Consider the following 26,184-nt stretch of genomic DNA (forward strand, 5'->3'; position numbering starts at 1 on the left):
GCGCGATGTTAAGCGCTTGGTCCGAGCCCCATCAGGCGCAAGGCGGCGCGGCCGAGTACGCCATAGGGATTGCCTAGCGTCTCGGCGATTTCGAAGTGATTGTAGTGAGGCGCTACGATCAGCTCGACCGGCTTGCCGGTCGCTTTGACGGCGGCGGCGAACTCTTTTGTCTGGCGGATGAATTCCGGTGATTCATTGGTGCCATACACCAGTATTACCGGGCAGGAGAGCCGGTCGAGATGGCGCATCGCCGACAGTTCGTTCTCGGTGGCGTCGGTGAACTTCACATATTCGGACCGCTTCGAGAGCCGCACCGGCGCCAGCTCATACATGCCGCTGCACAGCAGCGCGCCCTTGATGAAAGTCTGCGGCAGGCCGAAGCGGTTCCAATCGGTGGTCAGCATGCAGCCGCCGAGATGAGCGCCGGAGGAGTGGCCGGTGAGATAGATATGATCGGGATCGCCGCCGAAGCTGGCGGCATTCTTGCCGACCCAGGCAACGGCGCGGCGCACCTGTTCTGCCATGGCGAGCAGATCGCCGTGGTGCTCATCGATATTGTCGAAGTCGAGCACGGCAAGGTGAGCGCCGGCGCGCGTGAACGTTTCGGCCAGTGCGGCGAAATCGGCGGCCCGGCCGCGGCGCCAGGCGCCACCGTGCACGAAGATCGCCACAGGCGCATTGGCGACATCGGCTTTATAAATGTCGATCTTTTCGATCTCGGCGCTGCCATAGGCGACACGCTGTGGCGGCGGAATGAGCCCTCGTGCTTCGGCGCTGAGTGATTGGCGACGATCGGCCAGGATCTGCTGATTGGGCGCCCAACAGGCCTGGTCATAGGCGGCATCGAGCGCCTGCTGATCCATATCGCCCCAAACCAGAGGGCCCTTGGTGCGGGCGTCCGCTATCGCAGTCATGATTGCCTCGTTGAAAGTTGTGCTCGGAGTTTCAGGATCCTGTCGTCGCCAGCTGGTCGCCGATGCCGTCGAGACCGATCATGAAATCGGTGCCGGCGCGGATGACATGTTCGGCGGCGAGTTCGGCGGCGGCGCGTTCATCGCCGGCGACGATGGCCCGCAGAATGGCGGCATGTTCACTCCAGGAGCGGGCCTGGCGGCCGGGATCGCGCGGTGCAAACAGAGTCGCCGTGCGGTCGCGCAGGTTTTGCAACATGTCGCCGAGCACGCGGTTCTGTCCGGCATTGGCCAGTTCGGTGTGAAACTGCTGGTTCAGATCGAAGAGCTGATCGTATTGCTCGGCGGCAACGGCCTTGTTGCCTTTGTTCAAAATGCTCTCGATCCGCTTGATGGTTTCCTTGTCCTGGCGGCGTGCGGCCAGGCGGGCGTTCTGCCCTTCAAGAAGGGCGCGGACCTCGACCATCTCGCGCGCTTCGCGGTCGGAGATGGAGGCGACCGAGGCGCCCCGGCGGGCCGTCACTTCGACAAGGCCTTCGGTGGCAAGCGCCCGGATGGCTTCGCGCACCGGATTGCGGGAGACGCCGAGCTCTTCGGCAAGCCGGCCTTCGACAAGCCGCTCGCCTGGCTTCAGCCGTCCGGTGAGGATGGCCTCGCGCAGTTCTGAGATAACTTGCCCGTGCAGCGACGAATGTTCCTCGCCGACGCGGCGTTTGAAAGATCCGATGCCCGAAGCCATGACCAATACCCGCTGAAAACCCAAATCGTGTGACTAGGCCTAGCGCTACCACCCTACAAAGCCAAGCGAGTCAGATGTGGCGATCCGTCTCAACTTTGCAATGGATCAAAGGCGTTTACGTAAGTGTTTCACCTGTTTGAGACATCTCTCCATCAGGTTCCGATAACCAAGGGCGCCGTCAGCTTGCGCAGAGCGGCGATGACCGAGAGGGCCGTGATACGACCGGTTGCCGGGTTCTCACTGGGGACGTTCTCCATGGTCATGGAGAAGCTTGCCGAATCGGCCGCCACCCGGATCTGGTGGCAATTGCGTGTCAGGGTGGGGTCGGCCCAGACCTCCACCAGAGTGCGATCGGGGCCGATGCCGGCAAGCGACAGGGCGGCGACCACATTGACGTTGGATGGGAAAGCCACGGCCGCCTGGCGCGCCGTGCCTTTGAAAACGCAAGCGGGCTCGGTCAAGCCATCGATCTGGATGGCGTTCTCGACCAGATAGGGTGCGCCGACCAGCCCCTTGGGCGGCTTGCGCGTGATGATCTCGACACTGTGGATCACGCCCTGCGCGGCAGCCGACACCGCGTCGAAGCCGACGAGGGCGCCGGTCGGGACAATGATCTTGCCGCCGGTCGAGCGGGCGAGGTCGACCAGATCGGTGCATGGCAGCAGAGCGCTGGCGCTGAGCACCATCACCTGCTTGCCGGCCTGCAGCATCGGCGTGACGATCTGGTCAAGAAGCGTCGGCGGCGCGCATTCGATTGCCATGTCGGCCATCCGCGGCAGGGCGTTGAGGCTCGTGAGCGGGCAGTCGATGCCTTCCTGGGCGAGCCAGGCCCGGGCTTTTTCGTGATCGCGCGTGGCGATGGCGGCAAGGGTCAGGCCGGGAAGGCCGTCGGCGAGTTTGCGGGCGACGGTGCGGCCGACGGCGCCGAGGCCGGCGATGGCGATGCGCATGGCTTATGGCTCCGTCGCGGCCGGCCGGGCAGCAGGGCGGCGCTCGGCGAGCGGCACCCAGGAGACGCTGACGTTGCCGTTCAGAAAAGTCTGGCAGGCCATGCGATAGCCTTGCTGCAGATCTTCCTCGGTCAGATGTTTGCGTTCCTTCGGTTTGACGGCATCGGTCTGGTCAAGGCCGCTTTCGATCCGGCAGCGGCAGGTGCCGCAGATACCGCCACCGCATTTGAACGGAATGCCACCTTTTTCGCGCAGCGAGACGCGCAGCAGATTGCTGTTCTCGGGCGCGTCGACCGTCTTGTTGTCGTTGGTGATGAAGGTGACCTGAATCATCTTGTGCCTGCAAATGAACTGGAATCAGCCGGCCGAAACAGCGGTCTTGCGCAGCACCGTGTCCATCTGGCCGAATGTGGTGAGATGTTCGAGCTCCTTATAGGCGCGCTCGGTGGTTTCGAATTTTTCCAGAAATTTCGAGGGCACGTCGTTGACGACATCGCTGCCGTCTTCGATGACGCGAATACGGGCGCTTTCGTTCGTCAGTTCGGCGATGACGAAATGCGCTTTCTTCTGGCCGTAGTAGAAATAGTCATAGGCTTCCAGCGGGCGCAGCCCTTGGCCGATCTCGGTTCTGAACTGTCCGGGCTTGCTGGTCAGGATGACATACATGGATGGATCCCCTCCGTTGGGGTGGGGTGATTAGTCCGTCGCCTGTGGCGGCTCGTCTGTCTTGTCGTTCTGCCCGAGCGCATCAGCGGGCGCGCGTGGCAGTGGCAGCAGCGGCGCTGTGGGTTGATCGAGCTCGATGTCGTGGAACAGCCAGAGCTGGCAGATTAGGCGGAAGCCATCGTTCAGCCGCTCGTCGCCCAATTGCTTCTTTTCTTTCCAATTGGGCTCGGGCAGATGCTCGGCGCCCTTGAGCACGCGGCAAGCGCAGCGGGCACATTTCCCCATGCCGCACCCATAACGCAGGTTAGGGTAGGGGAATTGCCGGATGCCGGCCTTGACGACGAGGTTGGTGTTTTCACCGACCTCGCCTTCAAAGGTCTTGTCACCGCGATGTATGATGACGGTCGGCACGATCAGGCCGCTTTACGCTCGATCGCTTCCAGTTCCTCGATCGGGATTTCCTTGGCGACATAGTCCCAATAGAGCGCGGTGGTGTAGAGCAGACGCATCTGGGCGCCGATCTCACAGATCTTCAGGCAGCGCTGCTGCAACTCGACCGTATTGGCGTGTTCGAGCACGATCTGATAGCCGCGTTCGCCGTGGATTTCGTCGGAGACGATGTGCAGGTCGAAGAATTCGACTTCCTCGTCGGTGAACTTGTATTTGTCGCGCAGGGTCGGGGTCTGCTTGCGATAGATCGAGGGCACCTGCGATTCCAGGCCGACGACCAGGCCAGCCACCGCGACGATCGGATCTTCGCGCATCGCCACCGAATAGCACCAGCTCTGCAAGCCGCGTGTGGTGGGCGACATATTGTCGGGATCGACAACGCGTTCGCGTGTCGTGCCGCAGGATTCAGCGAAACGGATCAGGAGGTCGGTGTGGCGGTCGCCGCCGATCTCTTCCTCATACATATTGGCGAGCAGGAAGTCCTTGGCCTCGGTGTAACGCTCCGGCATGCGGGCGTAGATATAGGCCAGATAGTCGGCGAACGGGCCGACGTAATGGAAGTGATTTTCAGCCCAACGCGCCAGATGCGGACGGCTCAGCTTGCCGCTGGCCCAGGCGATGCTGAACGGGGCCTTGTTGGCGCTTTTGCCCTTGATGGCTTCTTCAAGGGCGGCTCGGAAATCAACGTGGTTCATTAATTCGGGCATATCGCGCTCCCTTTGCCGCAGGTTGACCATGGCGCGCTGGGCGGGATCGCCCCTTTCGTGCGCTAAAGATTGTATACTATATACAAATTTTAGCTGTCAACGGCAATCCGAAGGATGCCGTTATTTTCCTCTGTTTCTGCCTTAAGCAGAGCAATTGCTGATATTTTATGCGCCTCGATTTGGGGAGTTGACAAATTTCGGATTGTATAAAGTATACAAAATCGGGGCTAGGCCAATCTTTCTCGGCCAATTCGGAAGGGGAACATCATGGGACAGAGCGTAACGCTCACTGCGGCGCATTGGGTTTATGTCGTTGGCGTTTTGGCGGTCGTGCTGACAATGATCATGCGCGCCAATGTCGTCGTGCCGTCCATCCTCGCCACATTGGCGGTGACATGGGCCTGGACCGGCAGTCCGGTCACCGCGCTGAGCAGCATCTTCAATGCGAGCTTCGTGGCAGCCAAGGAGCTGTTCAACATCTTCCTGGTGATCGCCCTGATCACCGCACTCCTGAATGCGCTCAAGACTCTGCGCTCTGATGTGCGCATGGTGCAGCCGTTCCGGGTCATCATGACCAACGGCCATTCCGCTTATTTCATTCTCGCGGCGGTCACTTATGTGATCTCGCTGTTCTTCTGGCCGACGCCGGCAGTGCCGCTGGTCTCCGCCGTGCTCTTGCCGGCGGCTATCGCGGCAGGCCTGTCGCCGCTTGCCGGCGCCATGGCCATCGCCATCGCCGGCCAGGGCATGGCGCTGTCGTCCGACTATGTGATCGGCGTCGCACCCGCCATCAGCGCCAAGGCGGCCGGCATCGCCGTCAGCGCGTCGGCGGTGGCCGATCGTGCCCTGGCTCTCTCGTTGATCACCGGCGGCATTGCGCTGGTGCTGGGTTATCTCTCCATCCGCAAACAGATCCTGCCGGGCAGTGAGCTCCTGTTGGAAAAGTGGCTGGGGCAATCGTCCACCATGGATCCCAAGATCGAAGCCACCGGCAGTTTCGACAAGGCGGAACTGGCGCGGGGCACCAGCTACGCGCAGCCGTCGCGGATCGACAAGCTGCTGCGCCAGCATTTGCCGCTGGTCGGTGCAGGCCGCGAGTTCTGGTCGAAGCTCTTCGCGATTTTGACGCCGATCGGCTTTGCCGTGGTCATCGCCATCATGGTGCTGCCGAAGCTCGGCACCGGCCTGCCTGAACTGAAGGGCGGCGATGCGGCGGCCCTGGTCGGTGGCATGGGCGCCGTGCTGATGATCCTGGCGACTTTGGCGGCGGAAGGTTTTCGTAAAAGCCTCGACGTCTGCGCCGAACATATCACCGAGGGCTTCGTCTTCGCCTTCAAAGCCATGGGCTCCGTGCTCCCCATCGCTGGCTTCTTCTTCGCCGGTGCTGGCGGTGAACTGGCCGCTGGTGTTCTCAACGTGCCGGTCGGGCAGGCGCCGTCGCTGCTGTTTGAACTGATCAATGCGGCGCAGGCGTTTCTGCCACAGAACCATTATCTGGTCGCCTTCGGCGTCCTGATCGTCGGCATGGTCACCGGTATCGATGGCTCCGGCTTCGCCGGTCTGCCGCTCACCGGTTCGCTGTCGGGCGCGCTCGGGCCGGCGGTCGGTCTGAATGTCGCCACCCTCTGTGCGATTGGGCAGATGGGCGCGGTGTGGACCGGTGGCGGCACGCTGGTCGCCTGGTCTTCGCTGATTGCGGTGGCGGGCTTTGCCCGTGTGCCGGTGCTCGATGCGGTGCGCATGCTGTTGATGCCCGTCCTCGTCGGTCTTTTCGTTTCCACCTTATGTGCCGTCATCTTCTGGAGTTAGAGATGAGTCAGTCTGCATCGCTTCGCGCCACCGTCGCGCCGCCCGTCGAAGAGTTCAAGAATTATATCGATGGCGCCTGGGTGGCGGGCTCCACCGGCGAATGGCTGGATGACGTCAATCCAGCCGACGTCGAGGATATCGTCGGCCGCTTTCCAGCTTCCAGTGCGGGGGACGGGGAAGCAGCGGTGCGCGCGGCCCAGGCGGCTTTTGCCGCCTGGCGCAAAACGCCGGTGTCGGCGCGGGCAAAAATTCTCAACCTGGCCGCGGATCATCTGGAAGCCAACGCGGCGCGTTTCGCCGCCGAGATGACGCGCGAAATGGGCAAGCCCCTGGCGCTCGCGAAGGATGAGTTCCTGCGTTCGGCCCAGACCTTGCGTTTCTATGCTGTGGAAGGCCAGTCCTTCACCGGCGAGACCTATCCGCAAGACGACGTCAACATGACGGTCTATTCCGAGCGCGAGCCGGTGGGCGTGGTGTCGGTGATTACGCCGTGGAATTTTCCGGTCTCGATTCCGGCGCGCAAGATCGCGCCGGCTTTGATCACCGGCAATACGGTGGTTTTCAAACCGTCGTCCGATGCGCCGCTGTCGGGCTATCGTCTGGCCGAGGCTTTCGTTGTCGCCGGCGTTCCCAGAGGCGTTCTTAATTTTCTCAGCGGCCGCGCCGGCGATGTCGGCACGGCGATCACCGTGCCGCCGGTGGTGCGCGCCATTTCCTTCACCGGTTCGACGTCGGCAGGAGAGCATATTCACCGCTCCGTGAGTTTCACCACGCGCACGCAGATGGAACTCGGCGGCAAGAATCCGCTGATTGTCATGGACGACGCGGATCTCGATCAAGCGGTCGATCTCACCGTCAAGGGCGGCCTGTCGCTCTCAGGGCAAGCCTGCACCGGCACCAGCCGCGTTTTGGTGATGAACACGGTGAAGGCCGCTTTCACCGAAAAACTCCTTGCCCGGGTGAAGGCGCTGAAGATCGGCAGCGGCATGACGCCAGGCATCGACATTGGGCCGCTGGCGACAGCGCGCCAGCTCGACACGGTGCTGCGCTATATCGAGATCGGCAAAGGTGAAGCGACCTTGCTGTGCGGTGGCGAGCGTTTGAAAGGGCCTGATTTCGATCGTGGCTTCTATGTCTCGCCGGCGATCTTCACCGATGTGACCCAAGACATGCGTATCGCGCGCGAGGAAATCTTTGGGCCGGTGATCGCGCTGATCGAGGTGACGTCCTATGAGGATGCCATCGCCAAAGCGAATGACACCGAATATGGCCTGTCGGCTGCGATCGCCACGCGCAATCCGCGTTTGATGCATGCGTTCGCGCGTGACATCGAAGCTGGCACCGTCAAGATCAATCGCACCACCACGGGCAATCTGATCAACGCGCCTTTCGGCGGGCTCAAACGTTCGAGCACGTCGACTTTCCGTGAGTCCGGCCGTGTCGGGCTCGAATTCTACACCCAGATCAAAACCGTCTACCGTGGCGTCTGACGGACAGTTGAGGACATATTGATATGAGACAGACCATGAAGCTCGAACTTCCGGAAGCCAAGCGCATGGCCGAGGCCGCCTTGCGCAAGGCGGAGGAGCTGAAGGTGTTCGAGACCGTGTGTATCGCCGATGATGGTGGCTTTCCGCTTGTCATCGAGCGCATGAGCCGGGCGCGCGTCACCGGTCCGCAGATCGCCTGGAACAAGGCGTTCACGGCGGCTGGCCACAAGCGATCCACCCATCTGTTCAATCAAGCGCCCAATGGTCCGGCGCTGCCAGGCAATGAAGCTTTTGGCATTCAGCTGAGTTTCGAAGGCAAGTTCGCGGTCTTCGTCGGCGGCTTCCCGATCGTGGTCGATGGCGAGGTGATCGGCGGCATCGGGTTGAGCGGTGGCAATGGCGAGCAGGACACGGCCTGCGGCGTCGCCGCCATGCAGGCCCTGCAGGATTTCCTGGGCGCGGCTCACAAAGTTACCGTGCAGGCCGATATCAAGCTTTAAGCCATAGATCCGAGATTGGCCGTCGCTTCTGCTGGACGATTGTCCACCAGAAGCGGACGGCTGATCCGCGCGCGCGCCAGTTGGCGCGCTATTCTGGCCGCCACTCATGGGAGGCCAGAATGATCTATGCCGATGACGGTTCGCTGTCCGAAGAACAGCGCCTGATGCGCGACAGCTGCCGCGCCTTTGTCGATGACGTGGTCACGCCTTTCATCCGCACCCACTGGCAGAAAGAATGGGACATGTCGCCCGCTGGGCGGCTGCCGCCGTCCATTCTTGAAGGCGCCGATGCCATCGGCATCCGGACGCTTGGGGTGCCGGAAATCTTCGGTGGCGTGGAGCTCGATTCCCAAAGCGAGGTGCGCACGTTCGCTTTGATCGCCGAAGAGATCGCGCGCGGCGATTCCGGCCTGGCCGACAAGCTGGTGCAGAATTGGAAAGTCTCCATCGTTCTCAGAGAATTCGCGCCCAAGCACTTGCAGGAGAAATGGTTCCCGAAACTGGTGGGCGATCCGCAATTCCTGCTCGCCCATTGCCTCACCGAGCCGCGCGGCGCCTCAGATCGCTGGCTGCCCTACAACGTGCCGGAAGCCGCCATGCACACCAAGGCCGTGCGCGATGGCGACCATTGGGTGATCAACGGGCGCAAGCAATTCATCTCCAATGGGTATGATGCCAGCCTCTATGTGGTCTATGCCAATACCAATTCCGCCGTTGGCATGCTGCAGGGCACATCGAGCTTCCTGGTACCGCGCGACACGCCGGGCCTGACCGTCACCAAGTGCAATGAAACGATCGGCTGCCGTTTCATGAACAATGGCGAGCTGGTGTTCGAGGATTGCCGTGTGCCGGCCGATCATCTGCTGGTCGAAAGCAAGGGGCTACAGAGCGCCGGGCAATATTTCCGCGCCGGTAAGATCATCCAGGCGGCTAAGAACATCGGCGTCGGTGTCGCCTGTTTCGAGCGCACGGCGGACTATGTGCAGAACTATGTCCAGGGTGGCCGTATCCTGATCAAGCACCAAGCGGTGGCGCTGCGGCTGGCCGATATGGCCACCCGCATCGAGGCGGCACGTGCCTTGATCGAGCGTGCGTCCAAGGCGGTCGATGAGAACCATCCCGATGCGGACGTGCTGTGCAACATGGCCAAGGTCTATACGTCCGAGGAAATGATGAAAGTGGCGACGCATGCCATCGAACTGCATGGTGGCAATGGCGCCATGCTGGAATTCGGCGTCGAGAAACTGTTCCGCGATGCGGCGATCTTCCTGCATATGGACGGCACCGTCGACGTCAGCCGCATGAAGATCATCAAGGCGATGTTTCCGGCGACGGCCGGGAAATATGCAGGCCCTGAAAGCTGAGGGTTTGGCCTGCCGCCCCGGAAGGTGCGATAAGGGCTCAAGAGCCAGGCAAGGAGGCTTGGCAAGGGAGGCCAGATGGCGGGAAGGCAGGCGCTGCGGTCAGTCGAACGGCAGGGAAGGGCGGAAGCGCCGTTCCGCTCCTATGCGCCCGAGCGCAATGGGGCGCCGCGCTTCAGCATCCGCATCGTCGAGCGCACCGAGCGGCTCTATCCGGCCCATAAGCACGATTACTTCCAGATTCTCTATTTCATGTCGGCGGCGCCTGTCCTGCGCATTGGCCTGACCTCTCATAAGCCGAAAGCCGGATCGATTTATTTTGTCGCGCCGATGGTGTCGCATCAGATCCGTTTCGATCAGCGCACCCGCTGCATCGTTGTCTATTTCGATCTGGATTTTCTGCATCCAGGCCTGTCGCGCTCCTATCCGATTTCGGAACTGGTGCGCCTGCTGCCCGAACTGATGCCATTCGCCTGGCAGAACTATGTCGATTTCAACGCCCGGCGGAAACAGGCCGATCGGATCGAAAGCCTGATCACCTCGATGAACCGCGAGAACGACTCAGGCGGCATGTTCGCGCAGGAAATGATGCGGGCGGAACTGTCTTTGTTGCTGGCGTCCATCTGCAAGGATCACGAGGCGGAGTTTTCTCGGCTGACGACACGTCTGCCGGCTGTTGGTCGCGACAGCGGCCATATGCGGCGCATCTCCGCCTTCATCGAAGACAATTATGTGCGCGGGCCGGGGCTTGATGAGGCGGCTAAAACCGTTGGCCTGTCCCGCAGCAGGCTCTGCGCCCTGATCCGGCAATATACCGGCAGCACGTTCAATCTGCTGATCCGCGACATGCGCATGGAGGATGCCTGCGAGCGGTTGGCGCTGACGAGCGAGTCCATCAGCCAGGTCGCTTACCGGGTCGGCTACAATGACGAAAAATATTTTTTGCGCGCCTTCAAGACGGCGATCGGCATGACGCCGTCGGCCTATCGCCTGAAACAAGGGACCAGAGCCGGCGTGGCGGGCGCCGAGATAATCGGGAAGTCCGCATAAGATCAAAGGCCTGCTCTCATCTACCCGGCGCGGATCAGTTATCAGGGTCACTGCAAATCAAACAGGGGCGCTTTCTGCCAAGCCCATGCCTGAAATAATTTGTTACACAGCGGCAATCGCCGGGATGCATCATCATCCCCATATGTCGAACTAGGTGACAGGTTCTGTCGCTGGGTGCTGGTTGTCTCGCTACCTCCTGATCCTCCCCGGGCCGCTCTGCGGCCGGACAGGATAGGAGGTGTTGGCGCGTCTCGGATTGAACTTATGCAGATTGAAGCCTCCCAAAACTTCGTGAACGACCATGGCCATATCGGCGTGGTCGATGACGACCCCCAGATACGTCTGCTCGTCACCCAATATCTCCGTCGCCACGGCTTTCAGGTGTCGGCGGCGGGAGATGCGAAGGCGGCGATGGAGCTTTTGCAGACGACGCCGGTCGATCTGCTGATCCTCGACGTGATGTTGCCCGGGCGCAGCGGTCTCGATCTCTGTCGGGAGATCCGGGCGACGCTGTCATTGCCCGTGATCATGCTCACGGCCCGTGGCGATGAGGATGACCGCATCGTTGGGCTTGAAGTCGGCGCCGATGACTACGTCACCAAGCCGTTCAGCCCGCGTGAACTGCTGGCGCGGATCCGGGCCGTGCTGCGGCGGATTCGCGGTGACGACAAGCCAGGCGCGATCGAGCGCGATGACGTTGTCCGCTTCGATGGCTGGAACCTCGATCTGCGCCGGCGCGAATTGGTGTCGCCGTCCGGCACGCTGGTCGATCTGTCCACCGGCGAATTCGATCTCCTCAATGCTTTCATTGAACATCCGAACCGCATTCTCACCCGCGACGCGCTGCTGGAATTCGCCAAAGCGCGTTCGGCGGATACGACGGATCGGGTGATCGACGTGCAGGTCAGCCGGTTGCGCAAGAAACTGGCACAGGAATCGGCCGACCGGCCATTGATCAAGACGGTGCGCGGCGTCGGCTATATGTTCGCGCCAGGTTCCCACGGTCCATGAAACGCCTCGCTTGCTTCTTTTTGCCGGATACGGTCGTTGCACGCGCGGTCGCCGTGCTGTTGCTCGCGCTGCTCGTGGTCAACGCGGTTGGTTATGTGACTTACCGCATGGGCATCGACGCGATTATCAGTGCTGCCCGCGAGCGGGAACTGGCGGAGCGTATTTCATCCATCGCGAAAGCCGTTAACGAGCTGCCGTCGGCCGCCGAACGCGATCGGGCGGCTCATGCTCTGTCGACCCTGACGCTCGAAGTGCATTGGGGGCATACCGCACCGGCGATCGAGAATCCCGAGCCGGATGCGATGGGTCGGTCGTTGGCGGAGCGGTTGAAGAAGCTTTTGGTGCGCAACAGTTCATCGCTGGCTGTCGGCTATGTGCCCCATGATGATCATGGTTCGGATGGAACGGGTCAGTTGAACGGGCCAGGGCGCAGTCCGGGGAGCGACCTGGGGGATACGTCCTACAATCTGCAGGTCTCGGTTCGGCTCGATGACAATTCCTGGCTCTGGTTTCTCTCCTATGTGCCGGGGACCGCACCCTATATTTCATGGAGCGCCCTGCTGGTGCCCCTCTATATGTGCGTGGCGATCATTCTCATCGCGGTTCTGTCGCTGCGCTGGGTGACGCGGCCGTTGCGGCTGTTCGCCGATGCCGCGGGCAAGTTCAATCTCGATACCGAAGCGCAGAAAGTGCCTGAATTCGGGCCGGTCGAACTGCGCACGGCGGCGCGGGCGATGAACGCCATGCTGGAACGCATTCAATTGCTGGTGCGGGAACGAACCGCGGCGCTGGCGGCGCTATCGCACGATCTGCGCACGCCCATCACCCGCATTCAGCTGCGCAACGAGCTGACGGAAGACGATACGTTGCGCGGGGCGACCGAGGCCGATCTTGCCGAAATGAACGAGATGATCCAGTCGACTCTCGAATATCTGCGCGTCGGCGCGGGCAATATGCCGCGCCGGGCGATCGATATCGGGGCGATGTTACACACGATTTGTGACGAGCAGGCGGATATCGGCCATGACGTGGCGCTGAATGCGCCGCCGAACATCCTGATGAGTGGTAGCCCCAATATCATCAAGCGTGCTCTCACAAATGTGATCGGCAATGCCTGCAAGTACGCCGACAAGGTGAGAGTCGATCTCACCACAAGAACTGGTTACATGCAGGTAACCGTGCGCGATGAAGGTCCCGGCATTCCTGAGCAGGATTTAGAACGGGTCTTCGAACCGTTCTATCGCGTTGAAAGTTCAAGAAGTCGGACGACGGGCGGGACAGGTCTTGGCCTCACCATCGCGCGCAAAGTGATCGAAGGCCATGGCGGTTCGGTGACCTTAACCAATCGCCCGACAGGCGGTCTTGAAGTCGTCGTGGCGTTGCCGCTGTGCTCAATGCCCCATGTCGCGCTGCCGGTGAAATAATTTGTAACAGAGCGGCAATGTCGTTGATACACAGCGATCCCATTTCCTCCTTGTGAAAGCGAAGATGCTTCGCTGGAAAAGGATGAATGTCATGACTAAATCGAAATCCGTCGCAGCCGCTCTGTTCGGTGTTGCCGTTGTCGCTCTTGCTGGTGGTTCGGCGATGGCGCAGTCCTATCGCACCGATGCTTATGCCTCGTCGTCTTATGATCAGGCCCAACAGCGCGCCAATGACGTGAAGGAACTCAACAGCGATTCGGGCCTCGCCGCTCATCGCGAGATCCTGAACCCGCGTTCGTTTGCGACCCAGGGCCAGGACAGCCGGTACATTGGCCAATACAATCGCGACTAATCGCTGATTGATTTGAATTGATGTTTTGAACATGGGCGTCCCGTCATGGGGCGCCCCAATCATTTTGACCTACAAGATTCAAGAAGGCGCCTGGTTCAACGGGCGCCTTTTTTCTTCAGGGTGCTGCGTGACACAATTTGTAATCGAAGGGCAAAACGGCGGATACGTTGCCGGCCTATGTTCTTTTTGTGAAGGCGAAATGCTTCACAGAAGATAAGGATCAAGATCATGACTAATTCGAAGACTCTTACTGCCGCCCTGTTCGGTGTTGTCGTTGCGGCTCTTGCTGGTGGTTCGGCGATGGCGCAGTCCTATCGCACGGATACCTACGCTTCTTCGTCCTATGACCGCGCCCAGCAGCGCGCCAACGACGTGAAGGAACTCAACAGTGATTCGGGCCTTGCCGCCCATCGCGATCTTCTGAGCCCGCGCTCGTTCGGCAACCAGGGCCGTGACAGCCAGTACATCGGCCAATACAACCGCGACTAATCTCGCGACCAATTTAAGTCTGATGTTTGAACTTGGGCGCTCCGTTTTGGGGCGCCCCAATTTTTTTGGCAAATGACATTCAGGGGATCCTGCAGGAGGATCCTGCAAAGGGGATCTTGCAAGGGTATCTTGTTTGCCGATCGCCCTTTTATCTTTAGAAGAGCGATCGATATAATTTGTAATCGTCGAGCAAAACAACGGATACGTGGAGGGACCATCTCTTCTTTGCGAGGGCGAAATGCTTCGCAAAAGAAGGATGAATGTCATGACCAAGTCGAAATCTGTTGCCGCCGCTCTGTTCGGCGTTGCCGTTATGGCGCTTGCCGGTGGTTCGGCGATGGCGCAGTCCTACCGCACCGATACTTACTCGGGTCTTTCGTCTTATGACCGCGCCCAACAGCGCGCCGATGATATGAAGGAACTCAGCAGCGATGCTGGTCTTGCGGCCCATCGTAATCTCTTGAGCCCGCAAACCTACGCGAACCAGGGTCGCGATCGGCAGTTCATCGGTCGTTACAATCAAAACTAATCTTGCATGGTTATTCGCGCGGTTCACTGCGTGATTGATCGAGTTTGGATTTGGAAGATCGGGCGCTCCGCACGCGGAGCGCCCCAATTTTTGCCGGATAGGGTCGGAACCAGGCGATACAATTTGTAATTGAGCAGCAAAACAGCGGATACGCAGGCTCTCCATCTTCATTCTTAAGGAAGCAACATGCTTCCATGCAGAGAGGATGAGGATCATGAATAGTTCGAAGCCGCTTTTTGCCGCGCTGTTTGGCGTTGCCTTTGTCACGCTTTCGGGTGCCGCGATGGCGCAGACGGTCAACGGCCATAGGTCCAGCGATCACACGTTGGATTCGACGAACCACCCCTACGAAGCACTCTATACCGATGTTGAGGTTCGCCAGCCCGCGACGAACGGCTTTACGACCATCTCGCCGCGCGACCGTGAATTGCAGCGGATCGACGATATCAAGCGGCAGAGAAGCGATGGCTTTGTTGCCAATACCGGTCCTCGCGGTTCTGAGCCGATTTTGAGCCCGCGTGATCGCGAGTTGCTGCGTCTGGGCGCGGAACGTGACCGTCTGATCGGCGGTTGATCCTTATCGCCGAAAAGGCGTCGGGCGCTTCGCTTCGGGGAGCGCCCGATGGCCCGCAGGGAAGGGGGAGCCGTTTCTGGAAAACCGGAGGGGGATTGATCATGGGTTCACATTTCTTTGACCGCTTTACCGGGTGTTTCGGACGGTATGGAAACGGTCACGATCGCCGCCATGGCGGTTCCATCAATGGCCAGACATCTCCGTCTCGGTCTTCCGAGGCTTGGTCGGTCGAGACGCGGCAACCGACGCGCATGTTGGTTTGTCCGCGATGCTGGGCTGATAACAAGCCGGATGCCCGCTTCTGCAATGCCTGCGGGTATGCGCTTGGTCAGGCCGATATCGTCTGCGTCGAATGCGGCCATGTTCTCGCGGTCGGCGCGAAGGTCTGTGCGTTTTGTGGCCAGGACGTCACTTGAGGTTGACGTCACCTGAGGTTTAGGCGGCGCATCTAGAAGCGGTTGGGATGTTCGGCCTCGCGCAGCGACTGATCCTCGATCTGGATCGTCGTATGGGTGAGGCCGAATTTTTCGTCCATCGCCTCGTTGGCGGCGATAAGGATCGGGCGGGCCTGGTTCATGTCTTCGACCACCAGATGGCAGGTCATGGCATCAAGGCCCGACGTCAATGTCCAGACATGTAAGTCGTGGACGACCGTTACGCCCTTGATGTCCAAGAGGGTCTTTTCCAACAGTGCCATGTCGACTTCCGGCGGCGTGCCTTCCAACAGGATGTGAACGGCCTGTTTCAGCAAAATCCAGGTGCGTGGCACGATGAACAGGCCGATGCCAGCGCCAATGATCGGATCAGCCAGCTTCCATCCGGTCAACATCACGAATAGAGCGGCGATGATGACGCCGAGCGAGCCGAGCATGTCGCTCAGCACTTCGAAATAGGCCCCCTTGACGTTGAGGCTTTCAGACGAGGCACCGGCCAAAAGGCGCATGCTGATCAGATTGACCGCAAGACCAGCCACGGCCACCACCAGCATGGGGCCGCCGAGAATATCAGGTGGGTTGAGAAAGCGCTGATAGGCCTCGTACAGAATATAGATCGACAGCACGAGCAGCACGACCGCGTTGGCCATGGCGGACAGCACTTCGGCGCGCACATAGCCATAGGTGCGCTGTGGCGTGGCCGGGCGTTCGGCGAAGCGGATGGCGATCAGCGCCAGGGCCAGGCCGCCGGCGTCCGTCAGCATATGGGCGGCATCGGCGAGCAGGGCGAGGCTGCCCGTCCATAGGCCGCCGATCACTTCCACCACCATGAAGCTTGTGGTGAGCGCCAGCGCCCAGCGCAGTTGGTTCTTGTGCTGCCCGGCTGCGGTGAGGGGAATCGCGCCGTGAGAGTGGCCGCCCGCCATATGGATCTCCGAATTCCGTGTTGGCACGCCAGAATATGCGGCTTGCGGACGAACACAATTACAGCGCGGCCCTGCACGGTCGATGGCGGGAACACGCTTTATGTTTTCTTTACGTGATGGCCCGGTTTCACCATGGAGATTTTATGGCCTTGTCGCCGTTTATGCGCGTCCGGCAGCCCAGAGCTGCCAATGCAGAAACGGAGCCGTGCCGTGAAACAAGAAGAACCTCCTTTGTGTAGTGCAGTTGTTTTTCTGGGCCGCGATCACAGCGGCCGTTGGATCGTGCGCGAAGAGAACAATGTGTTCGGCGGCATGTTCGTCAACAAAGCGACGGCACTGCGCTACGCCTTGTTCGAGAACGGGAATCATCCCGAGGCCATTGTCTCCTGCGCGGCACCTCTCGAATTCGAATGGCCGGCGTTGCGCCGGGCCTGATCGTGCTCCCAGTTCGATCACAACAGGATCCCTCCGTGCAGACGTTGCCTTGGCTCATGGGGTATATCCCCGATCTCCCGTCCCCGTTTGATCGACATGGCGCGCTTGATGAGGCAGCGTTTCGTCGGATCTGCACGCGCCAGATCGAGGCCGGCGCGAAGGCCCTTGTTGTCGGCGAGACGACCGGCGAATTTTCCACCCTGGCGCCGCAGGAGCATGAGCGGCTTGTGCGTCTGGCGGTCGAGGTCGCGGCCGGTCGGGCGGCGGTGATCGCGGGGGCTGGATCGAATGCGTCGGCGCAGGCGGTGGAGTTGGCGCGCAGCGCTTGGAAAAGCGGCGCGCAAGCGATTCAGTCGGTGACGCCCTATTATAACAAGCCGATGCAGGCCGGGATCGTCGCGCATTTCGAAGCGATCGCCGCTGCGGTACCCCTGCCGATCATCCTGCATGATGCGCCGGCGCGCAGCCTGCGGCCGCTAAGCGATGAAACGGTGGTGCGGCTGGCCGCTTCCACTCAGTTCGTCGGCTTAGCCGATTCTTCTGGCGATATTTCCCGTATCGCCCGGTTGCGTGCGTTGCTACCGGCGCGGTTCCGCTTGTTTTCTGCGGACGAGGCGACGGCGGTTTCGTTTTTGCTGCAAGGCGGCGATGGGTGCATTTCAGCGACGGCCAATATTGCGCCGGTCACCTGTCGCAGCCTCTATGCAAGCTGCCGCCGCCGCAATTTGCGCAGCGCTCTGGCGCTGGCTGCACGACTGGCGCCGCTTTGCGATGCCGTGCACTTCGATTGTGCGCCCGCGGCGGTGAAACATGCCTTGGCGATGTTCCATTTGCTATCGCCCGATGTTCGCCTGCCGCTCACTGAACTTTCAGGAGCCGCCAAAACAGCCCTGGAACTGACCATGATGGGCTTTGGCGCCAGCGAACACGTCTCCGTGGCTCCAGCGGTTCCTTCGCCTGGTGTGACTGGCTTGCGACGAGCCGTGCGTTAGGTTGTCAGCCGATGCTGCCGGCGAAACGCTCGGCCAGACGTTGCTCGCGGAATGCGTCGACGATGAAGTCGATGAAGGCGCGGGTCTTCGCTGGCAACAAAGTGCGATTGGAATAATAGAGCGAGATCGCACCGATGTCGGTGTACCAGCCTGGCAGAAGACGCAGGAGCGCGCCGCTTTCAAGATGCGGCAGGGCATCGGGCACGGAAATCATGGTGACGCCGAGCCCTAAAGTGGCGGCGTGGCACATGGCGGCGGGATCGCTCAACACGATGCGCTCCGGTTGCGCGAGCTGCATTTCCGTGCCGAAGGCATTGCGCATCAGCCGCTGCAACACGCGGCCCGTGACGGCCGAGCGCATGACGATGCCGTCGAGCTCCGCCAATCCCTCCGGATCAGCCGGTGGCGTGCGGCCTTTCATATAGGCGGGCGAGGCGACGGCGATGAGATGTGCTGGCGTCAGCCGCCGCGCGACAATGCCGGACGCGAGTTCAAAGCCGCCGCCGATCGCGGCGTCATAGCTTTCGGCGATGAGATCGATGGGGCGGCTTTCGAAGCGCCAATCGGCCCGGATCTGCGGATAGCGGGCGAGGAAGGCCGGCAGCATCGGCAGGATATGATTGATGCCGAAGGCGAGACTCATGCTGACCTTGACGACGCCTGTCGGTTCGCTGCGATCGGCGGCGACGCTGGCGATGGCCGCCTGCAGATCGGCGAGATTGCCCTGGATGGAGAGTAGGAAACGTTCGCCAGCTTCGGTCAGGGTCAATTTGCGGGTGCTGCGCTGGAACAGGCGCACGCCGAGATTGCGCTCCAGCATGGCGACGTTACGGCTCACGGCTGCGGGCGTGAGCCCCAGTCGTCGGGCAGCGGAGGAGAAGCCAGCGGCCTCGGCGCTGCGGACGAAGGATTCGAGATTGGCGAGGGTCTCCATGCCAGTATTCTAAAGCATTCATTGAAAATGAATCCAGCTATTTCCAACTAATTTTTGATCTATCGATCGGCAATAACCACTCCGTCGAAGCCGCTGGCCCTGCCGCCAGCCCAACAATCGGAGTGAAACATGTCGAGCGCCGCCCCCGCCAAGAACGGTCTGAATGCCCTGCTGACGCCCCAGGATTCGGTCGTGGTCCTGATCGATCACCAGCCGTTCCAGTTCGCCAATTTGCACAGCCACGAGCCGACGATGGTGGTGAACAATGTCATTGGGCTCGCGAAGGCGGCCAAGGTCTTTGGTGTTCCGACCATCCTGACGACGGTGCTGGAAGCGCGCGGCGGCCTGCTTATCAAGGGCCTGCAAGATGTCTTTCCCGAGCAGAAGCCGATCGATCGGACCTTCATCAACACCTGGGAAGACGCGCGCGTCGTCGACGCGGTGAAGAAGACCGGCCGCAAGAAGCTGATCCTCGCGGCGCTGTGGACCGAAATCTGCCTGGCCATGCCGGCGATCCAGGCGGCGGGCGAAGGGTATGAAGTTTACGCGGTCACCGATGCCTCCGGCGGCGTGAGCCGTGAAGCGCATGACATGGCGGTGCAGCGCATGATCGTGGCCGGGATCACGCCGATCACCTGGATGGCGGTGATGGCTGAATGGCAGCGCGATTGGGCGCGACAGGAAACGGCCGCGAACCTTGGTGACGTACTCTCCCCTTACGGTGGTGGCAGCGGCATCGCGCTCGCCTGGGAGCTGCAACTTCTCGCGACAGCGCCCGGCGGCGGCGTCTGATCATCCGGATCGTTGCCGGCGGATTGGTTCGGGGCCCTGCAATTAGGTCCGAAATCCGCCGGTGACGGTGCGCCGCCGAACCTCTCCCACAGTCTGAAAGGAAAGAGTCATGAGCAGCATTGGCATTATCGGTTCGGGCAATATCGGCGCATCGATCGCGCGGCTTCTCGGTCGCGCTGGCATCGCGGCGACGCTTTCCAACAGTCGCGGGGCGGAGTCGCTCCGCGAGCTGGTGCGGGAGCTCGGCCCTTCGATCAAGGCGGGCAGCCGCGCGGAAGCAGCACAGGCCGATATCGTCTTCGTTGCTGTCAATTGGACGAAGATCCCGGCGGCACTGGCGGGTCTGCCGGATTGGAAGGGGCGCATCGTCGTCGATGCCAACAATCCGATCGAGGGGCCATTGTTCAAGCCGGCTGAATTGAATGGTCGGGCTTCGAGCGAAGTGTTCGCCGATCTGGTTCCCGGCGCGCGCGTGGTGAAGGCCTTCAATCACCTCGTGGCTGCCGTGTTGGCCGGCGATCCGCACGCCGAGGGTGGCCGGCGTGTCCTGTTCTATTCGGGCGATGATGCGAGGGCGAAGGCCGAAATCGCCGCGCTGATCGACAGGCTCGGCTTTTTCGGCATCGATCTGGGCGGGCTCGCTGTTGGCGCCCGGCTGGTGCAATTTCCCGGCGGTCCTCTGCCGGTGCATAACCTCGTCAAGTTCGGCTGAACATAGCTGGCACGCGCTTGGGCATATCGACATCGGCCGGCTTTTCCATTGTGATGCCTTGATGATTGGGGCATCGGGTGAGGAAGGCCGGTCGAATGCGCGCGATCCAGACTGCATCGCATTGGGGTGTTTATGACGTGATCGCCGATGACAAAGGCGATCTTGTCGGGACCCAGCCGCATCAACGTGATGCCAATCCCTCTCCGCTGGCCTCGGGCCTGCCTGATATCGTGCGCGATCCATTGCGGATCGACAGGCCCTATGTGCGCGAAGGCTTTCTGCGCCATCGCGGTGCGGCGCGTGCCGGGCGCGGCGGTGACAGGTTCGTCGCCGTGAGCTGGCCGCAGGCGCTCAGCCTGGTCAAGGAGGAGTTGCTGCGGGTCAAGTCCGATCACGGCAATGAAGCGATCTATGGTGGCTCCTATGGCTGGGCCAGCGCCGGGCGGCTGCATCATGCGCCGAGCGTGTTGAAGCGCTTTCTGGGCTTGCACGGTGGCTATGTCGACAAGATCGGCAACCACAGTTTCGGCGCTGCCATGCATATCGCACCCTATGTGATCGGCCGTGGTGACATTCCGAATTTGCAGACCGCGTGGCCGGTGATGGTCGAACACACGCGGCTGCTGGTTCTCTTCGGCGGGGCGCATTTGAAGAACGCGCAGATCCATCCGGGTGGACACCCGCTGCATGATGTGCCGGATTGGTTCGAACGCGCGCGCCAGGCCGGGATGGAGATCGTCAACATCAGCCCGTCGCGCGCCGATGTCGGCCGTCATCTGACGACGCAATGGCTACCGATCCGCCCCAATACCGATGCGGCGCTGATGTTGGGCCTGGCGCATACGCTGGCGAGCGAGAACCTGCACGACCGGGCTTTTCTTGATCGCTATTGCGAAGGCTATCCGCGCTTCGAGGACTATCTGCTGGGCCGCAGTGACGGCCAGCCGAAGGACGCCGATTGGGCGGCTCAGATCACCGAGATCGATGCCGAAACCATCCGCGCGCTGGCGCGGCGCATGGCGGCGACACGCACATTGGTGGCCACAAGCTGGTCGATCCAGCGCGCCGATCATGGCGAGCAGCCGGTCTGGGCGACCATCGCGCTCGCTTCGCTGCTGGGACAGATCGGTCTGCCGGGCGGCGGTTTCTCGTTTGGCCTGGCAGCAACCGGTGGATTTGGTTTGCCGGCGCCAGCCAATCTGCCGAAGCCGACGCTCGGTCTTGGCCCCAATGCGGTGAAAACCCATGTGCCCGTGGGCCGCATCGCCGATCTGCTGCTGCGGCCGGGTGAAGAGCTGCAATACAACGGCCGGACGATCGTCCTGCCGGATATCAAGCTGGTCTATTCGATTGGCGGCAATCCGTTCCACCACAATACCAATCTCAATCGTTTCGTCGAAGCCTGGCGGCGGCCGGAGACCGTGATCGTTCACGAACCCTGGTGGAGCCCGGCGGCGAAATTCGCCGATATCGTTCTGCCGGCAACGACGACCTTGGAGCGCAACGACATCCAGGCGTCGGATGCGAGCCGGTTCTATATGGCGATGCGCCAGGCGATCGCGCCCGTCGGGCAGGCGCGTAACGACTTTGATATTTTCGCCGAGCTGGCCGACGACATGGGCTTTGGCGCCGATTATCATCTTGGTCGCGACGAGATGGGCTGGTTGCGGCATATGTACGACGAGGCGGCGCAGCGCGCCGGCAGCCTCGGCTACAACCTGCCGGACTTTGATCACTTCTGGGCGGAAGGCGTCTATGAATTTCCTCAGCCGGTGCAGTCGGCTCCGTTGTTGAAGGCTTTTCGCGACGATCCCGACGGCAACCGGCTGGCGACGCCGTCCGGCCGGATCGAGCTTTATTCGCAGACCATCGCCGGCTTCGATTACGACGACTGCCCAGCGCATCCGACATGGCTCGAACCCTCGGAATGGCTCGGCGGCGCTGAGAGCGCGCGCTATCCCATTCATCTGTTGTCGAACCAGCCATCGGTGCGCCTGCACAGCCAGCTTGATCCGGCGCCGATCAGCCGTGCCTTGAAGATCAAGGGGCGCGAGCCGCTGCGTATGAATGGCGCGGACGCGACGGCGCGGGGCCTTAAGAATGGCGATCTCGTGCGCGTCTTCAACGATCGCGGCGCCTGTATCGCCGGTGTGGTGATCACCGAGGACTTACGACCCGGTGTGGCTCAGATCGCCACCGGCGCTTGGTATGACCCCGAGAAGCCCGGTGAAAGCGGCAGTCTCGACAAGCACGGCAATCCGAATGTGCTGACCCATGATCAGGGCACGTCGCGGCTTGGCCAATCGTCGGCGGCGCAGACCGTGCTGGTCGAGATCGCGCGTTGCGACGAGCCACCGGCGCCCTCGGCTTTCGATCTGCCCCGACGCGGATAAACCGTCATTGCGAGCGAGCGACGCAATCCAGGAGTCAAGGTGTAGGATCTTGGGCGCAAATGGGATTGCACCACAGGTATTCTTGACACTCTACCGCGCGCCCCTGGATTGCTTCGTCGCTGCGCTCCTCGCAATGACGGTATGGCGCTCGGCGATTCCATTGATCTGAATGTCTATCTGACGAAACTATAAGACTTCGCGATGCGCTCGATCTGATGACAGTGCGCCGTCTTCTGCGATGTCGACATGTCCTTGAGTTCTTCATTGCGGAAGAACAGGGAATTGGTGAGTTCGGTGGGGAACTGCATGTCGTTGGCGGGCACCTGTTTGTCGATAAAGCGCCGGATCGCCTCCTGATTGTAGGCGAGATCGCACGGCGTCTCTGAGGCCAGCAGTGTTGCGAGCGATCTGGCCAAAGTGCTGCGCTCCGCTTCGTCCCAGGCGAAGGCCGTCCCGCAGAGCAGCCCGCACAGGCAGGTGGCCAGGAGCGGTTTCAAGAGCGGTTTCAAGAGTGGTTTGCAGCCTCGCTTCATCGTCACCTCAGCGTTCGCCGCCGCGCTGCCAGTCTAGCGGGTGCCGCCGTGCCAGCAAGTTAGCCAACAGGCTGAGAGCCGGCTCGCATCATCGCCTGCAGGATATCGGCATCGCCGATGTGCTCGGGCGGTTTATCGATGTGCAAAGAGAGCGTCGGTCGGTCCGGGATGAACAGCAACACGGTTGTCTGTGGTTCGGTGCAGGCGGGGGCTGCGCAATGGGCGTGGCTGATCGAGACGGCGGTTTCATCCGACAGGTGCAGGACATGGCGCACGCGGACTTTCAACGCGCGGCGCGCCTTGTCCGGATCTCCCGCGCGCCGCTTGCGGAGCCCTAAAGCGAACATGGCGGCCTCGAAATACGGGCGCTGAAAAGCGGACAGAGGACGGCGCAGAAGGCGCGCCGCCCGGTCGGGGCTTGGCGTTTGACATTGTCGTTGGCGTTTTTCCACCGGCTCTCAGGCCCGGCAAGGCTTGCCTGATGCGGCTGCTCTACGCGCCTTTCTGGCAGCTTTTCTCTGATTTCCTGCAAACTCCACCTCGTGGGGCTGGCCAGGCCCGCGTTGGCCTGCTAGATATGTTATAGTATAACATTACAGGAAAGCGCAATGGCTTTTGAAACTATCGCGGGCCGCCGGCTGCCGGTCACTGTTCTGTCGGGCTTTCTGGGGGCGGGGAAGACGACCCTGCTCAACCACGTTTTGAACAATCGCGAGGGGCGCAAGGTCGCCGTCATCGTCAACGATATGAGCGAGGTGAACATTGACGCCGATCTGGTGCGCGAGGGTGGCGCCGATCTGTCGCGCACCGACGAGAAGCTGGTGGAGATGACCAATGGCTGCATCTGCTGCACCCTGCGCGACGATCTTCTGTCGGAAGTCCGCAAGCTCGGCGAGAGCGGTCGTTTCGATTATCTCCTGATCGAGGGCACCGGCATCGCTGAGCCGCTGCCCGTCGCCAGCACGTTTTCGTTTCGCGACGAGGCTGGCGTCAGCCTGTCGGACATCGCCCGCCTAGACACGATGGTGACCGTGGTCGATGCGGCCAATCTGCTGCGTGACTATGGCTCCAATGACTTTCTGCGCGACCGCGGCGAGACGGCCGGTGCGGGCGATGATCGCACCCTGGTCGATCTCCTGGTCGAGCAGATCGAATTCGCCGATGTGATCGTCATCAACAAAGTGACTGACGTGTCGGCGGAAGGTCTGCGCCTGGTGCGCCATGTGGTGCGCGCCCTGAATGCCGATGCGCGGATCGTCGAAACCGATTTCGGCCAGGCGCCGCTCGATGCCATTCTCGATACGGGCCTTTTCGATGAGGAGAAGGCGCAGCGCCATCCGCTGTGGTTCAAGGAACTCTATGAGCCTGAAAAGCACGTGGCGGAGACGGAGGAATATGGCATCGGCAGTTTCGTCTATCGGGCGCGCCGGCCGTTTCATCCGCAAAAGTTCAAAGCGTTTATCGACAGCACGTGGCCGGGCCTGATCCGGGCCAAGGGTCACTTTTGGCTGTCGACGCGGACACGGTGGGTGGGGGAGTTCTCGCTCGCCGGCGCTGTCGCGCGCGTCAGTGGCCTTGGCTATTGGTGGGTAGCGGTCAATAAAAGCGAGTGGTCGCGCGAGCAGATCGAGGCGCTGCATCGCAATCCCCATTGGCATGAGATCTGGGGCGATCGTCGCCAGGAACTGGTGTTCATCGGCATGGAAATGGATGAGCGCGCCATACGCGCCGCGCTCGATGCTTGCCTCGTTGGTGCTGCCGATACGCAGCGCCTTACGAAGGCTGATTTCGCCGAGGCCTTCGACCCGTTTCCGTCATGGGAGCCTGCGGTGGAAACCGTCGACTAAGATAGCGGTTGTTCATGGATCATCGATGGCGGCCTGGAGCCGCCATCGATGCCTGGTCGTTCACACAGCCTTGCCGGCATAGGCGGCCTGCAGGGCGGCGACGTCGAGCTTCACCATTTTCAGCATCGCTTGCATGGCTCGTTGCGCCTTGGTGCGGTCGGGATCGCTCAGCATTTGCAACATGGCTTTGGGAACGATCTGCCAAGGAATGCCGAAGCGATCTCTGAGCCAGCCGCATTGTTCGGGTTTGCCGCCGCCTTCCAACAGTTTGTCCCACAGGCGATCGACCTCGGCCTGATCCTCGCAATCGATCTTGAACGACACGGCGTGGGTATATTCCACGTTCATGCCGCCGTTCAGCGCCATGAAGCTTTGACCGGCGACGACGAAATCGACCACCAGCACGGTGCCGTCCTTGCCGCCGGGTGTGTCGCCGACATTGTGCTGCACTTTGAGAATGCGGGAATCGGGCAGAAGCGACACATAGAAGTTCGCCGCTTCCTCGGCTTGGCCGTTGAACCACAAACAGGGGGAAATCTTCGACATGACGATTTTCCTTTGATCGGTTGTCGCGGTTTGGTTCAGGCGGGTTGAGTGCTCGCGGCGAGGAAAGCGTCGACATCCATCCACATCACCTCCCAGATATGGCCGTCCGGGTCCTCGAAGCTGCGGCCATACATGACACCATAGTCCTGCGGCGCGATCGGATCGATGGCGGCGCCGGCGGTCTTGGCCTTGGCGATCGTGCTGTCGACATCGGCGCGGCTGTCCTCCGACAGGCAGATCAGCACTTCGCTGTGGGTCTTCGCATCGACGATTTTTTTGCTGGTGAATTGGCGAAACTTGTCGTGGGTCAGCAGCATGGCGTGGATTGTGTCGGAAAACACCACGCAGGCGGCGGTGTCGTCGCAGAAACGCGGATCCTTGCGGGCGCCGATCGATTCATAAAAGGCGATCGAACGGGCGAGATCGGTGACTGGCAGGTTTACGAAGATCAACTTGGACATGGCACACTCCTTGGGGTGCTGCGGGGCACGCTCCTAGGACGAAGCGCCGGCCGGCAATCCGACAGGGTCGATGAAAAAATCTGTCGGCGGGGCCAGGCCGCGTGGTCGCTTAGTCGACAAGCTTATGATAGGACTTGGGTTATCGGCCCTCTGCGGACTGTCGGGGC

The 26,184-nt window shown here is 61.2% G+C and carries 31 protein-coding genes; 16 read left to right on the forward strand and 15 right to left on the reverse strand.

The window, feature by feature from the left end; all coding sequences use genetic code 11:
- Nucleotides 1-8: 8 nt before the first annotated feature.
- The 7 genes from BLW50_RS25515 to BLW50_RS25545 all read right to left on the reverse strand — a co-directional run bounded on the left by BLW50_RS25515 (nucleotide 9) and on the right by BLW50_RS25545 (nucleotide 4,423).
- Nucleotides 9-914 carry an alpha/beta hydrolase gene (locus tag BLW50_RS25515; protein WP_090707646.1) on the reverse strand — a complete coding sequence of 302 codons (906 nt, stop codon included), beginning with the start codon at nucleotides 912-914 and terminating at the stop codon, nucleotides 9-11.
- Between the two features lie 31 nt (nucleotides 915-945).
- A complete protein-coding gene (locus tag BLW50_RS25520; protein ID WP_090707647.1) occupies nucleotides 946-1,650 on the reverse strand; it encodes a GntR family transcriptional regulator in 705 nt (234 codons plus the stop codon).
- A gap of 152 nt (nucleotides 1,651-1,802) precedes the next feature.
- Nucleotides 1,803-2,600, reverse strand: a complete 798-nt coding sequence (locus tag BLW50_RS25525; protein WP_090707648.1) for an aspartate dehydrogenase — start codon at nucleotides 2,598-2,600, stop codon at nucleotides 1,803-1,805.
- Between the two features lie 3 nt (nucleotides 2,601-2,603).
- Complete coding sequence (locus BLW50_RS25530) at nucleotides 2,604-2,933, reverse strand: 2Fe-2S iron-sulfur cluster-binding protein (protein WP_090707649.1); 330 nt, start codon at nucleotides 2,931-2,933, stop codon at nucleotides 2,604-2,606.
- A 24-nt stretch (nucleotides 2,934-2,957) separates the two neighbouring features.
- Nucleotides 2,958-3,266, reverse strand: a complete 309-nt coding sequence (locus tag BLW50_RS25535) for a ferredoxin (RefSeq protein WP_090707650.1) — start codon at nucleotides 3,264-3,266, stop codon at nucleotides 2,958-2,960.
- Nucleotides 3,267-3,296: 30 nt separating this feature from the next.
- Nucleotides 3,297-3,677, reverse strand: a complete 381-nt coding sequence (locus tag BLW50_RS25540; protein WP_090707651.1) for a 2Fe-2S iron-sulfur cluster-binding protein — start codon at nucleotides 3,675-3,677, stop codon at nucleotides 3,297-3,299.
- Between the two features lie 2 nt (nucleotides 3,678-3,679).
- Nucleotides 3,680-4,423 carry a TenA family transcriptional regulator gene (locus BLW50_RS25545; protein ID WP_090709706.1) on the reverse strand — a complete coding sequence of 248 codons (744 nt, stop codon included), beginning with the start codon at nucleotides 4,421-4,423 and terminating at the stop codon, nucleotides 3,680-3,682.
- Nucleotides 4,424-4,690: 267 nt separating this feature from the next.
- Here BLW50_RS25545 and BLW50_RS25550 point away from each other — a divergent pair, with 267 nt between their 5' ends.
- The 9 genes from BLW50_RS25550 (at nucleotide 4,691) to BLW50_RS25590 (ending at nucleotide 13,909) form a co-directional block, all read left to right on the forward strand.
- On the forward strand, nucleotides 4,691-6,232 hold the full coding sequence (locus tag BLW50_RS25550; RefSeq protein WP_090707652.1) for a hypothetical protein: 1,542 nt from the start codon (nucleotides 4,691-4,693) through the stop codon (nucleotides 6,230-6,232).
- A 2-nt stretch (nucleotides 6,233-6,234) separates the two neighbouring features.
- Complete coding sequence (locus tag BLW50_RS25555) at nucleotides 6,235-7,722, forward strand: aldehyde dehydrogenase family protein (protein ID WP_090707653.1); 1,488 nt, start codon at nucleotides 6,235-6,237, stop codon at nucleotides 7,720-7,722.
- Between the two features lie 35 nt (nucleotides 7,723-7,757).
- Nucleotides 7,758-8,222 carry a GlcG/HbpS family heme-binding protein gene (locus BLW50_RS25560; RefSeq protein WP_244544389.1) on the forward strand — a complete coding sequence of 155 codons (465 nt, stop codon included), beginning with the start codon at nucleotides 7,758-7,760 and terminating at the stop codon, nucleotides 8,220-8,222.
- Nucleotides 8,223-8,341: 119 nt separating this feature from the next.
- Complete coding sequence (locus BLW50_RS25565; RefSeq protein ID WP_090707655.1) at nucleotides 8,342-9,586, forward strand: acyl-CoA dehydrogenase family protein; 1,245 nt, start codon at nucleotides 8,342-8,344, stop codon at nucleotides 9,584-9,586.
- A gap of 75 nt (nucleotides 9,587-9,661) precedes the next feature.
- Complete coding sequence (locus BLW50_RS25570; RefSeq protein ID WP_090707656.1) at nucleotides 9,662-10,633, forward strand: helix-turn-helix domain-containing protein; 972 nt, start codon at nucleotides 9,662-9,664, stop codon at nucleotides 10,631-10,633.
- 264 nt (nucleotides 10,634-10,897) lie between these two features.
- Nucleotides 10,898-11,644, forward strand: coding sequence for a response regulator (locus BLW50_RS25575; RefSeq protein ID WP_210186131.1), 747 nt, complete (start codon nucleotides 10,898-10,900; stop codon nucleotides 11,642-11,644).
- The gene (locus tag BLW50_RS25580) at nucleotides 11,641-13,068 is read left to right on the forward strand and encodes an ATP-binding protein (RefSeq protein WP_090707657.1); all 1,428 of its coding nucleotides are present in this window, start codon (nucleotides 11,641-11,643) and stop codon (nucleotides 13,066-13,068) included. The genes BLW50_RS25575 and BLW50_RS25580 overlap by 4 nt, the downstream gene beginning before the upstream one ends.
- Nucleotides 13,069-13,159: 91 nt before the next feature.
- On the forward strand, nucleotides 13,160-13,420 hold the full coding sequence (locus BLW50_RS25585; protein WP_139267737.1) for a hypothetical protein: 261 nt from the start codon (nucleotides 13,160-13,162) through the stop codon (nucleotides 13,418-13,420).
- 228 nt (nucleotides 13,421-13,648) lie between these two features.
- The gene (locus BLW50_RS25590; protein ID WP_139267738.1) at nucleotides 13,649-13,909 is read left to right on the forward strand and encodes a hypothetical protein; all 261 of its coding nucleotides are present in this window, start codon (nucleotides 13,649-13,651) and stop codon (nucleotides 13,907-13,909) included.
- Between the two features lie 154 nt (nucleotides 13,910-14,063).
- Here the strand turns inward: BLW50_RS25590 and BLW50_RS30500 are convergent, their stop codons facing one another.
- On the reverse strand, nucleotides 14,064-14,654 hold the full coding sequence (locus BLW50_RS30500) for a hypothetical protein (protein ID WP_139267739.1): 591 nt from the start codon (nucleotides 14,652-14,654) through the stop codon (nucleotides 14,064-14,066).
- On the opposite strand from BLW50_RS30500, the gene BLW50_RS25600 reads away from it, so the two are divergent.
- On the forward strand, nucleotides 14,653-15,012 hold the full coding sequence (locus BLW50_RS25600; RefSeq protein WP_139267740.1) for a hypothetical protein: 360 nt from the start codon (nucleotides 14,653-14,655) through the stop codon (nucleotides 15,010-15,012). The two genes, BLW50_RS30500 and BLW50_RS25600, sit on opposite strands and share 2 nt — an antisense overlap.
- A 107-nt stretch (nucleotides 15,013-15,119) precedes the next feature.
- On the opposite strand, the gene BLW50_RS31150 is transcribed toward BLW50_RS25600, so the two are convergent.
- Both BLW50_RS31150 and BLW50_RS25610 read right to left on the reverse strand, forming a co-directional pair.
- Nucleotides 15,120-15,374 (reverse strand): hypothetical protein, encoded by a 255-nt coding sequence (locus BLW50_RS31150; protein WP_244544390.1) that lies wholly within the window; start codon nucleotides 15,372-15,374, stop codon nucleotides 15,120-15,122.
- Between the two features lie 86 nt (nucleotides 15,375-15,460).
- Complete coding sequence (locus BLW50_RS25610; protein WP_090707663.1) at nucleotides 15,461-16,372, reverse strand: cation diffusion facilitator family transporter; 912 nt, start codon at nucleotides 16,370-16,372, stop codon at nucleotides 15,461-15,463.
- 210 nt (nucleotides 16,373-16,582) lie between these two features.
- On the opposite strand from BLW50_RS25610, the gene BLW50_RS30505 reads away from it, so the two are divergent.
- Together BLW50_RS30505 and dapA are read left to right on the forward strand one after the other, a co-directional pair.
- Nucleotides 16,583-16,807: a hypothetical protein gene (locus tag BLW50_RS30505; protein WP_139267742.1), complete on the forward strand. Its 225-nt coding sequence runs from the start codon at nucleotides 16,583-16,585 to the stop codon at nucleotides 16,805-16,807.
- Nucleotides 16,808-16,842: 35 nt separating this feature from the next.
- Nucleotides 16,843-17,799 carry a 4-hydroxy-tetrahydrodipicolinate synthase gene (gene dapA, locus BLW50_RS25615; protein WP_244544391.1) on the forward strand — a complete coding sequence of 319 codons (957 nt, stop codon included), beginning with the start codon at nucleotides 16,843-16,845 and terminating at the stop codon, nucleotides 17,797-17,799.
- 4 nt (nucleotides 17,800-17,803) lie between these two features.
- On the opposite strand, the gene BLW50_RS25620 is transcribed toward dapA, so the two are convergent.
- Nucleotides 17,804-18,733, reverse strand: coding sequence for a LysR family transcriptional regulator (locus BLW50_RS25620; protein ID WP_090707665.1), 930 nt, complete (start codon nucleotides 18,731-18,733; stop codon nucleotides 17,804-17,806).
- 129 nt (nucleotides 18,734-18,862) lie between these two features.
- Between BLW50_RS25620 and BLW50_RS25625 the strand changes: the two genes are divergently transcribed.
- From BLW50_RS25625 to BLW50_RS25635, 3 genes are all read left to right on the forward strand, one after another.
- Nucleotides 18,863-19,525, forward strand: a complete 663-nt coding sequence (locus BLW50_RS25625) for a hydrolase (RefSeq protein WP_090707666.1) — start codon at nucleotides 18,863-18,865, stop codon at nucleotides 19,523-19,525.
- Between the two features lie 109 nt (nucleotides 19,526-19,634).
- Nucleotides 19,635-20,237: an NADPH-dependent F420 reductase gene (locus BLW50_RS25630; RefSeq protein WP_090707667.1), complete on the forward strand. Its 603-nt coding sequence runs from the start codon at nucleotides 19,635-19,637 to the stop codon at nucleotides 20,235-20,237.
- A gap of 95 nt (nucleotides 20,238-20,332) precedes the next feature.
- Entirely contained in the window at nucleotides 20,333-22,630 is a 2,298-nt protein-coding gene (locus BLW50_RS25635; protein WP_090707668.1) for a molybdopterin-dependent oxidoreductase, read from the forward strand.
- A 173-nt stretch (nucleotides 22,631-22,803) separates the two neighbouring features.
- Here the strand turns inward: BLW50_RS25635 and BLW50_RS25640 are convergent, their stop codons facing one another.
- Nucleotides 22,804-23,127, reverse strand: a complete 324-nt coding sequence (locus BLW50_RS25640; protein ID WP_139267743.1) for a signal recognition particle — start codon at nucleotides 23,125-23,127, stop codon at nucleotides 22,804-22,806.
- A 95-nt stretch (nucleotides 23,128-23,222) separates the two neighbouring features.
- Nucleotides 23,223-23,510 (reverse strand): hypothetical protein, encoded by a 288-nt coding sequence (locus BLW50_RS25645; RefSeq protein WP_090707670.1) that lies wholly within the window; start codon nucleotides 23,508-23,510, stop codon nucleotides 23,223-23,225.
- A gap of 261 nt (nucleotides 23,511-23,771) precedes the next feature.
- Here BLW50_RS25645 and BLW50_RS25650 point away from each other — a divergent pair, with 261 nt between their 5' ends.
- Nucleotides 23,772-25,010 carry a GTP-binding protein gene (locus BLW50_RS25650; protein WP_090707671.1) on the forward strand — a complete coding sequence of 413 codons (1,239 nt, stop codon included), beginning with the start codon at nucleotides 23,772-23,774 and terminating at the stop codon, nucleotides 25,008-25,010.
- Between the two features lie 60 nt (nucleotides 25,011-25,070).
- On the opposite strand, the gene BLW50_RS25655 is transcribed toward BLW50_RS25650, so the two are convergent.
- Both BLW50_RS25655 and BLW50_RS25660 read right to left on the reverse strand, forming a co-directional pair.
- Nucleotides 25,071-25,556, reverse strand: a complete 486-nt coding sequence (locus BLW50_RS25655; protein ID WP_090707672.1) for a VOC family protein — start codon at nucleotides 25,554-25,556, stop codon at nucleotides 25,071-25,073.
- A 35-nt stretch (nucleotides 25,557-25,591) separates the two neighbouring features.
- Complete coding sequence (locus BLW50_RS25660) at nucleotides 25,592-26,017, reverse strand: VOC family protein (protein WP_090707673.1); 426 nt, start codon at nucleotides 26,015-26,017, stop codon at nucleotides 25,592-25,594.
- Nucleotides 26,018-26,184: the final 167 nt, after the last annotated feature.

The organism is Beijerinckia sp. 28-YEA-48, assembly GCF_900104955.1.
Classification (GTDB): Bacteria; Pseudomonadota; Alphaproteobacteria; order Rhizobiales; family Beijerinckiaceae; genus Terripilifer.

Excerpts from the sequence above, each read along its gene's own strand:
- BLW50_RS25630 (WP_090707667.1), top strand. The coding sequence starts at position 19,635 with ATGAGCAGCATTGGCATTATCGGTTCGGGCAATATCGGCGCATCGATC.
- BLW50_RS25625 (WP_090707666.1), top strand. The coding sequence starts at position 18,863 with ATGTCGAGCGCCGCCCCCGCCAAGAACGGTCTGAATGCCCTGCTGACG.
- BLW50_RS25545 (WP_090709706.1), bottom strand. The coding sequence starts at position 4,423 with ATGCCCGAATTAATGAACCACGTTGATTTCCGAGCCGCCCTTGAAGAA.
- BLW50_RS25570 (WP_090707656.1), top strand. The coding sequence starts at position 9,662 with ATGGCGGGAAGGCAGGCGCTGCGGTCAGTCGAACGGCAGGGAAGGGCG.
- BLW50_RS25560 (WP_244544389.1), top strand. The coding sequence starts at position 7,758 with ATGAAGCTCGAACTTCCGGAAGCCAAGCGCATGGCCGAGGCCGCCTTG.
- BLW50_RS25610 (WP_090707663.1), bottom strand. The coding sequence starts at position 16,372 with ATGGCGGGCGGCCACTCTCACGGCGCGATTCCCCTCACCGCAGCCGGG.
- BLW50_RS25620 (WP_090707665.1), bottom strand. The coding sequence starts at position 18,733 with ATGGAGACCCTCGCCAATCTCGAATCCTTCGTCCGCAGCGCCGAGGCC.
- BLW50_RS25575 (WP_210186131.1), top strand. The coding sequence starts at position 10,898 with ATGCAGATTGAAGCCTCCCAAAACTTCGTGAACGACCATGGCCATATC.
- BLW50_RS25580 (WP_090707657.1), top strand. The coding sequence starts at position 11,641 with ATGAAACGCCTCGCTTGCTTCTTTTTGCCGGATACGGTCGTTGCACGC.
- BLW50_RS30500 (WP_139267739.1), bottom strand. The coding sequence starts at position 14,654 with ATGATCCTCATCCTCTCTGCATGGAAGCATGTTGCTTCCTTAAGAATG.
- BLW50_RS25635 (WP_090707668.1), top strand. The coding sequence starts at position 20,333 with ATGCGCGCGATCCAGACTGCATCGCATTGGGGTGTTTATGACGTGATC.
- BLW50_RS25555 (WP_090707653.1), top strand. The coding sequence starts at position 6,235 with ATGAGTCAGTCTGCATCGCTTCGCGCCACCGTCGCGCCGCCCGTCGAA.
- BLW50_RS25515 (WP_090707646.1), bottom strand. The coding sequence starts at position 914 with ATGACTGCGATAGCGGACGCCCGCACCAAGGGCCCTCTGGTTTGGGGC.
- BLW50_RS25550 (WP_090707652.1), top strand. The coding sequence starts at position 4,691 with ATGGGACAGAGCGTAACGCTCACTGCGGCGCATTGGGTTTATGTCGTT.
- BLW50_RS25600 (WP_139267740.1), top strand. The coding sequence starts at position 14,653 with ATGAATAGTTCGAAGCCGCTTTTTGCCGCGCTGTTTGGCGTTGCCTTT.
- BLW50_RS25650 (WP_090707671.1), top strand. The coding sequence starts at position 23,772 with ATGGCTTTTGAAACTATCGCGGGCCGCCGGCTGCCGGTCACTGTTCTG.
- BLW50_RS25660 (WP_090707673.1), bottom strand. The coding sequence starts at position 26,017 with ATGTCCAAGTTGATCTTCGTAAACCTGCCAGTCACCGATCTCGCCCGT.
- BLW50_RS25655 (WP_090707672.1), bottom strand. The coding sequence starts at position 25,556 with ATGTCGAAGATTTCCCCCTGTTTGTGGTTCAACGGCCAAGCCGAGGAA.
- BLW50_RS25585 (WP_139267737.1), top strand. The coding sequence starts at position 13,160 with ATGACTAAATCGAAATCCGTCGCAGCCGCTCTGTTCGGTGTTGCCGTT.
- BLW50_RS25520 (WP_090707647.1), bottom strand. The coding sequence starts at position 1,650 with ATGGCTTCGGGCATCGGATCTTTCAAACGCCGCGTCGGCGAGGAACAT.
- BLW50_RS25530 (WP_090707649.1), bottom strand. The coding sequence starts at position 2,933 with ATGATTCAGGTCACCTTCATCACCAACGACAACAAGACGGTCGACGCG.
- BLW50_RS25590 (WP_139267738.1), top strand. The coding sequence starts at position 13,649 with ATGACTAATTCGAAGACTCTTACTGCCGCCCTGTTCGGTGTTGTCGTT.
- BLW50_RS25525 (WP_090707648.1), bottom strand. The coding sequence starts at position 2,600 with ATGCGCATCGCCATCGCCGGCCTCGGCGCCGTCGGCCGCACCGTCGCC.
- BLW50_RS31150 (WP_244544390.1), bottom strand. The coding sequence starts at position 15,374 with ATGGCCGCATTCGACGCAGACGATATCGGCCTGACCAAGCGCATACCC.
- BLW50_RS25565 (WP_090707655.1), top strand. The coding sequence starts at position 8,342 with ATGATCTATGCCGATGACGGTTCGCTGTCCGAAGAACAGCGCCTGATG.
- BLW50_RS25645 (WP_090707670.1), bottom strand. The coding sequence starts at position 23,510 with ATGTTCGCTTTAGGGCTCCGCAAGCGGCGCGCGGGAGATCCGGACAAG.
- BLW50_RS25535 (WP_090707650.1), bottom strand. The coding sequence starts at position 3,266 with ATGTATGTCATCCTGACCAGCAAGCCCGGACAGTTCAGAACCGAGATC.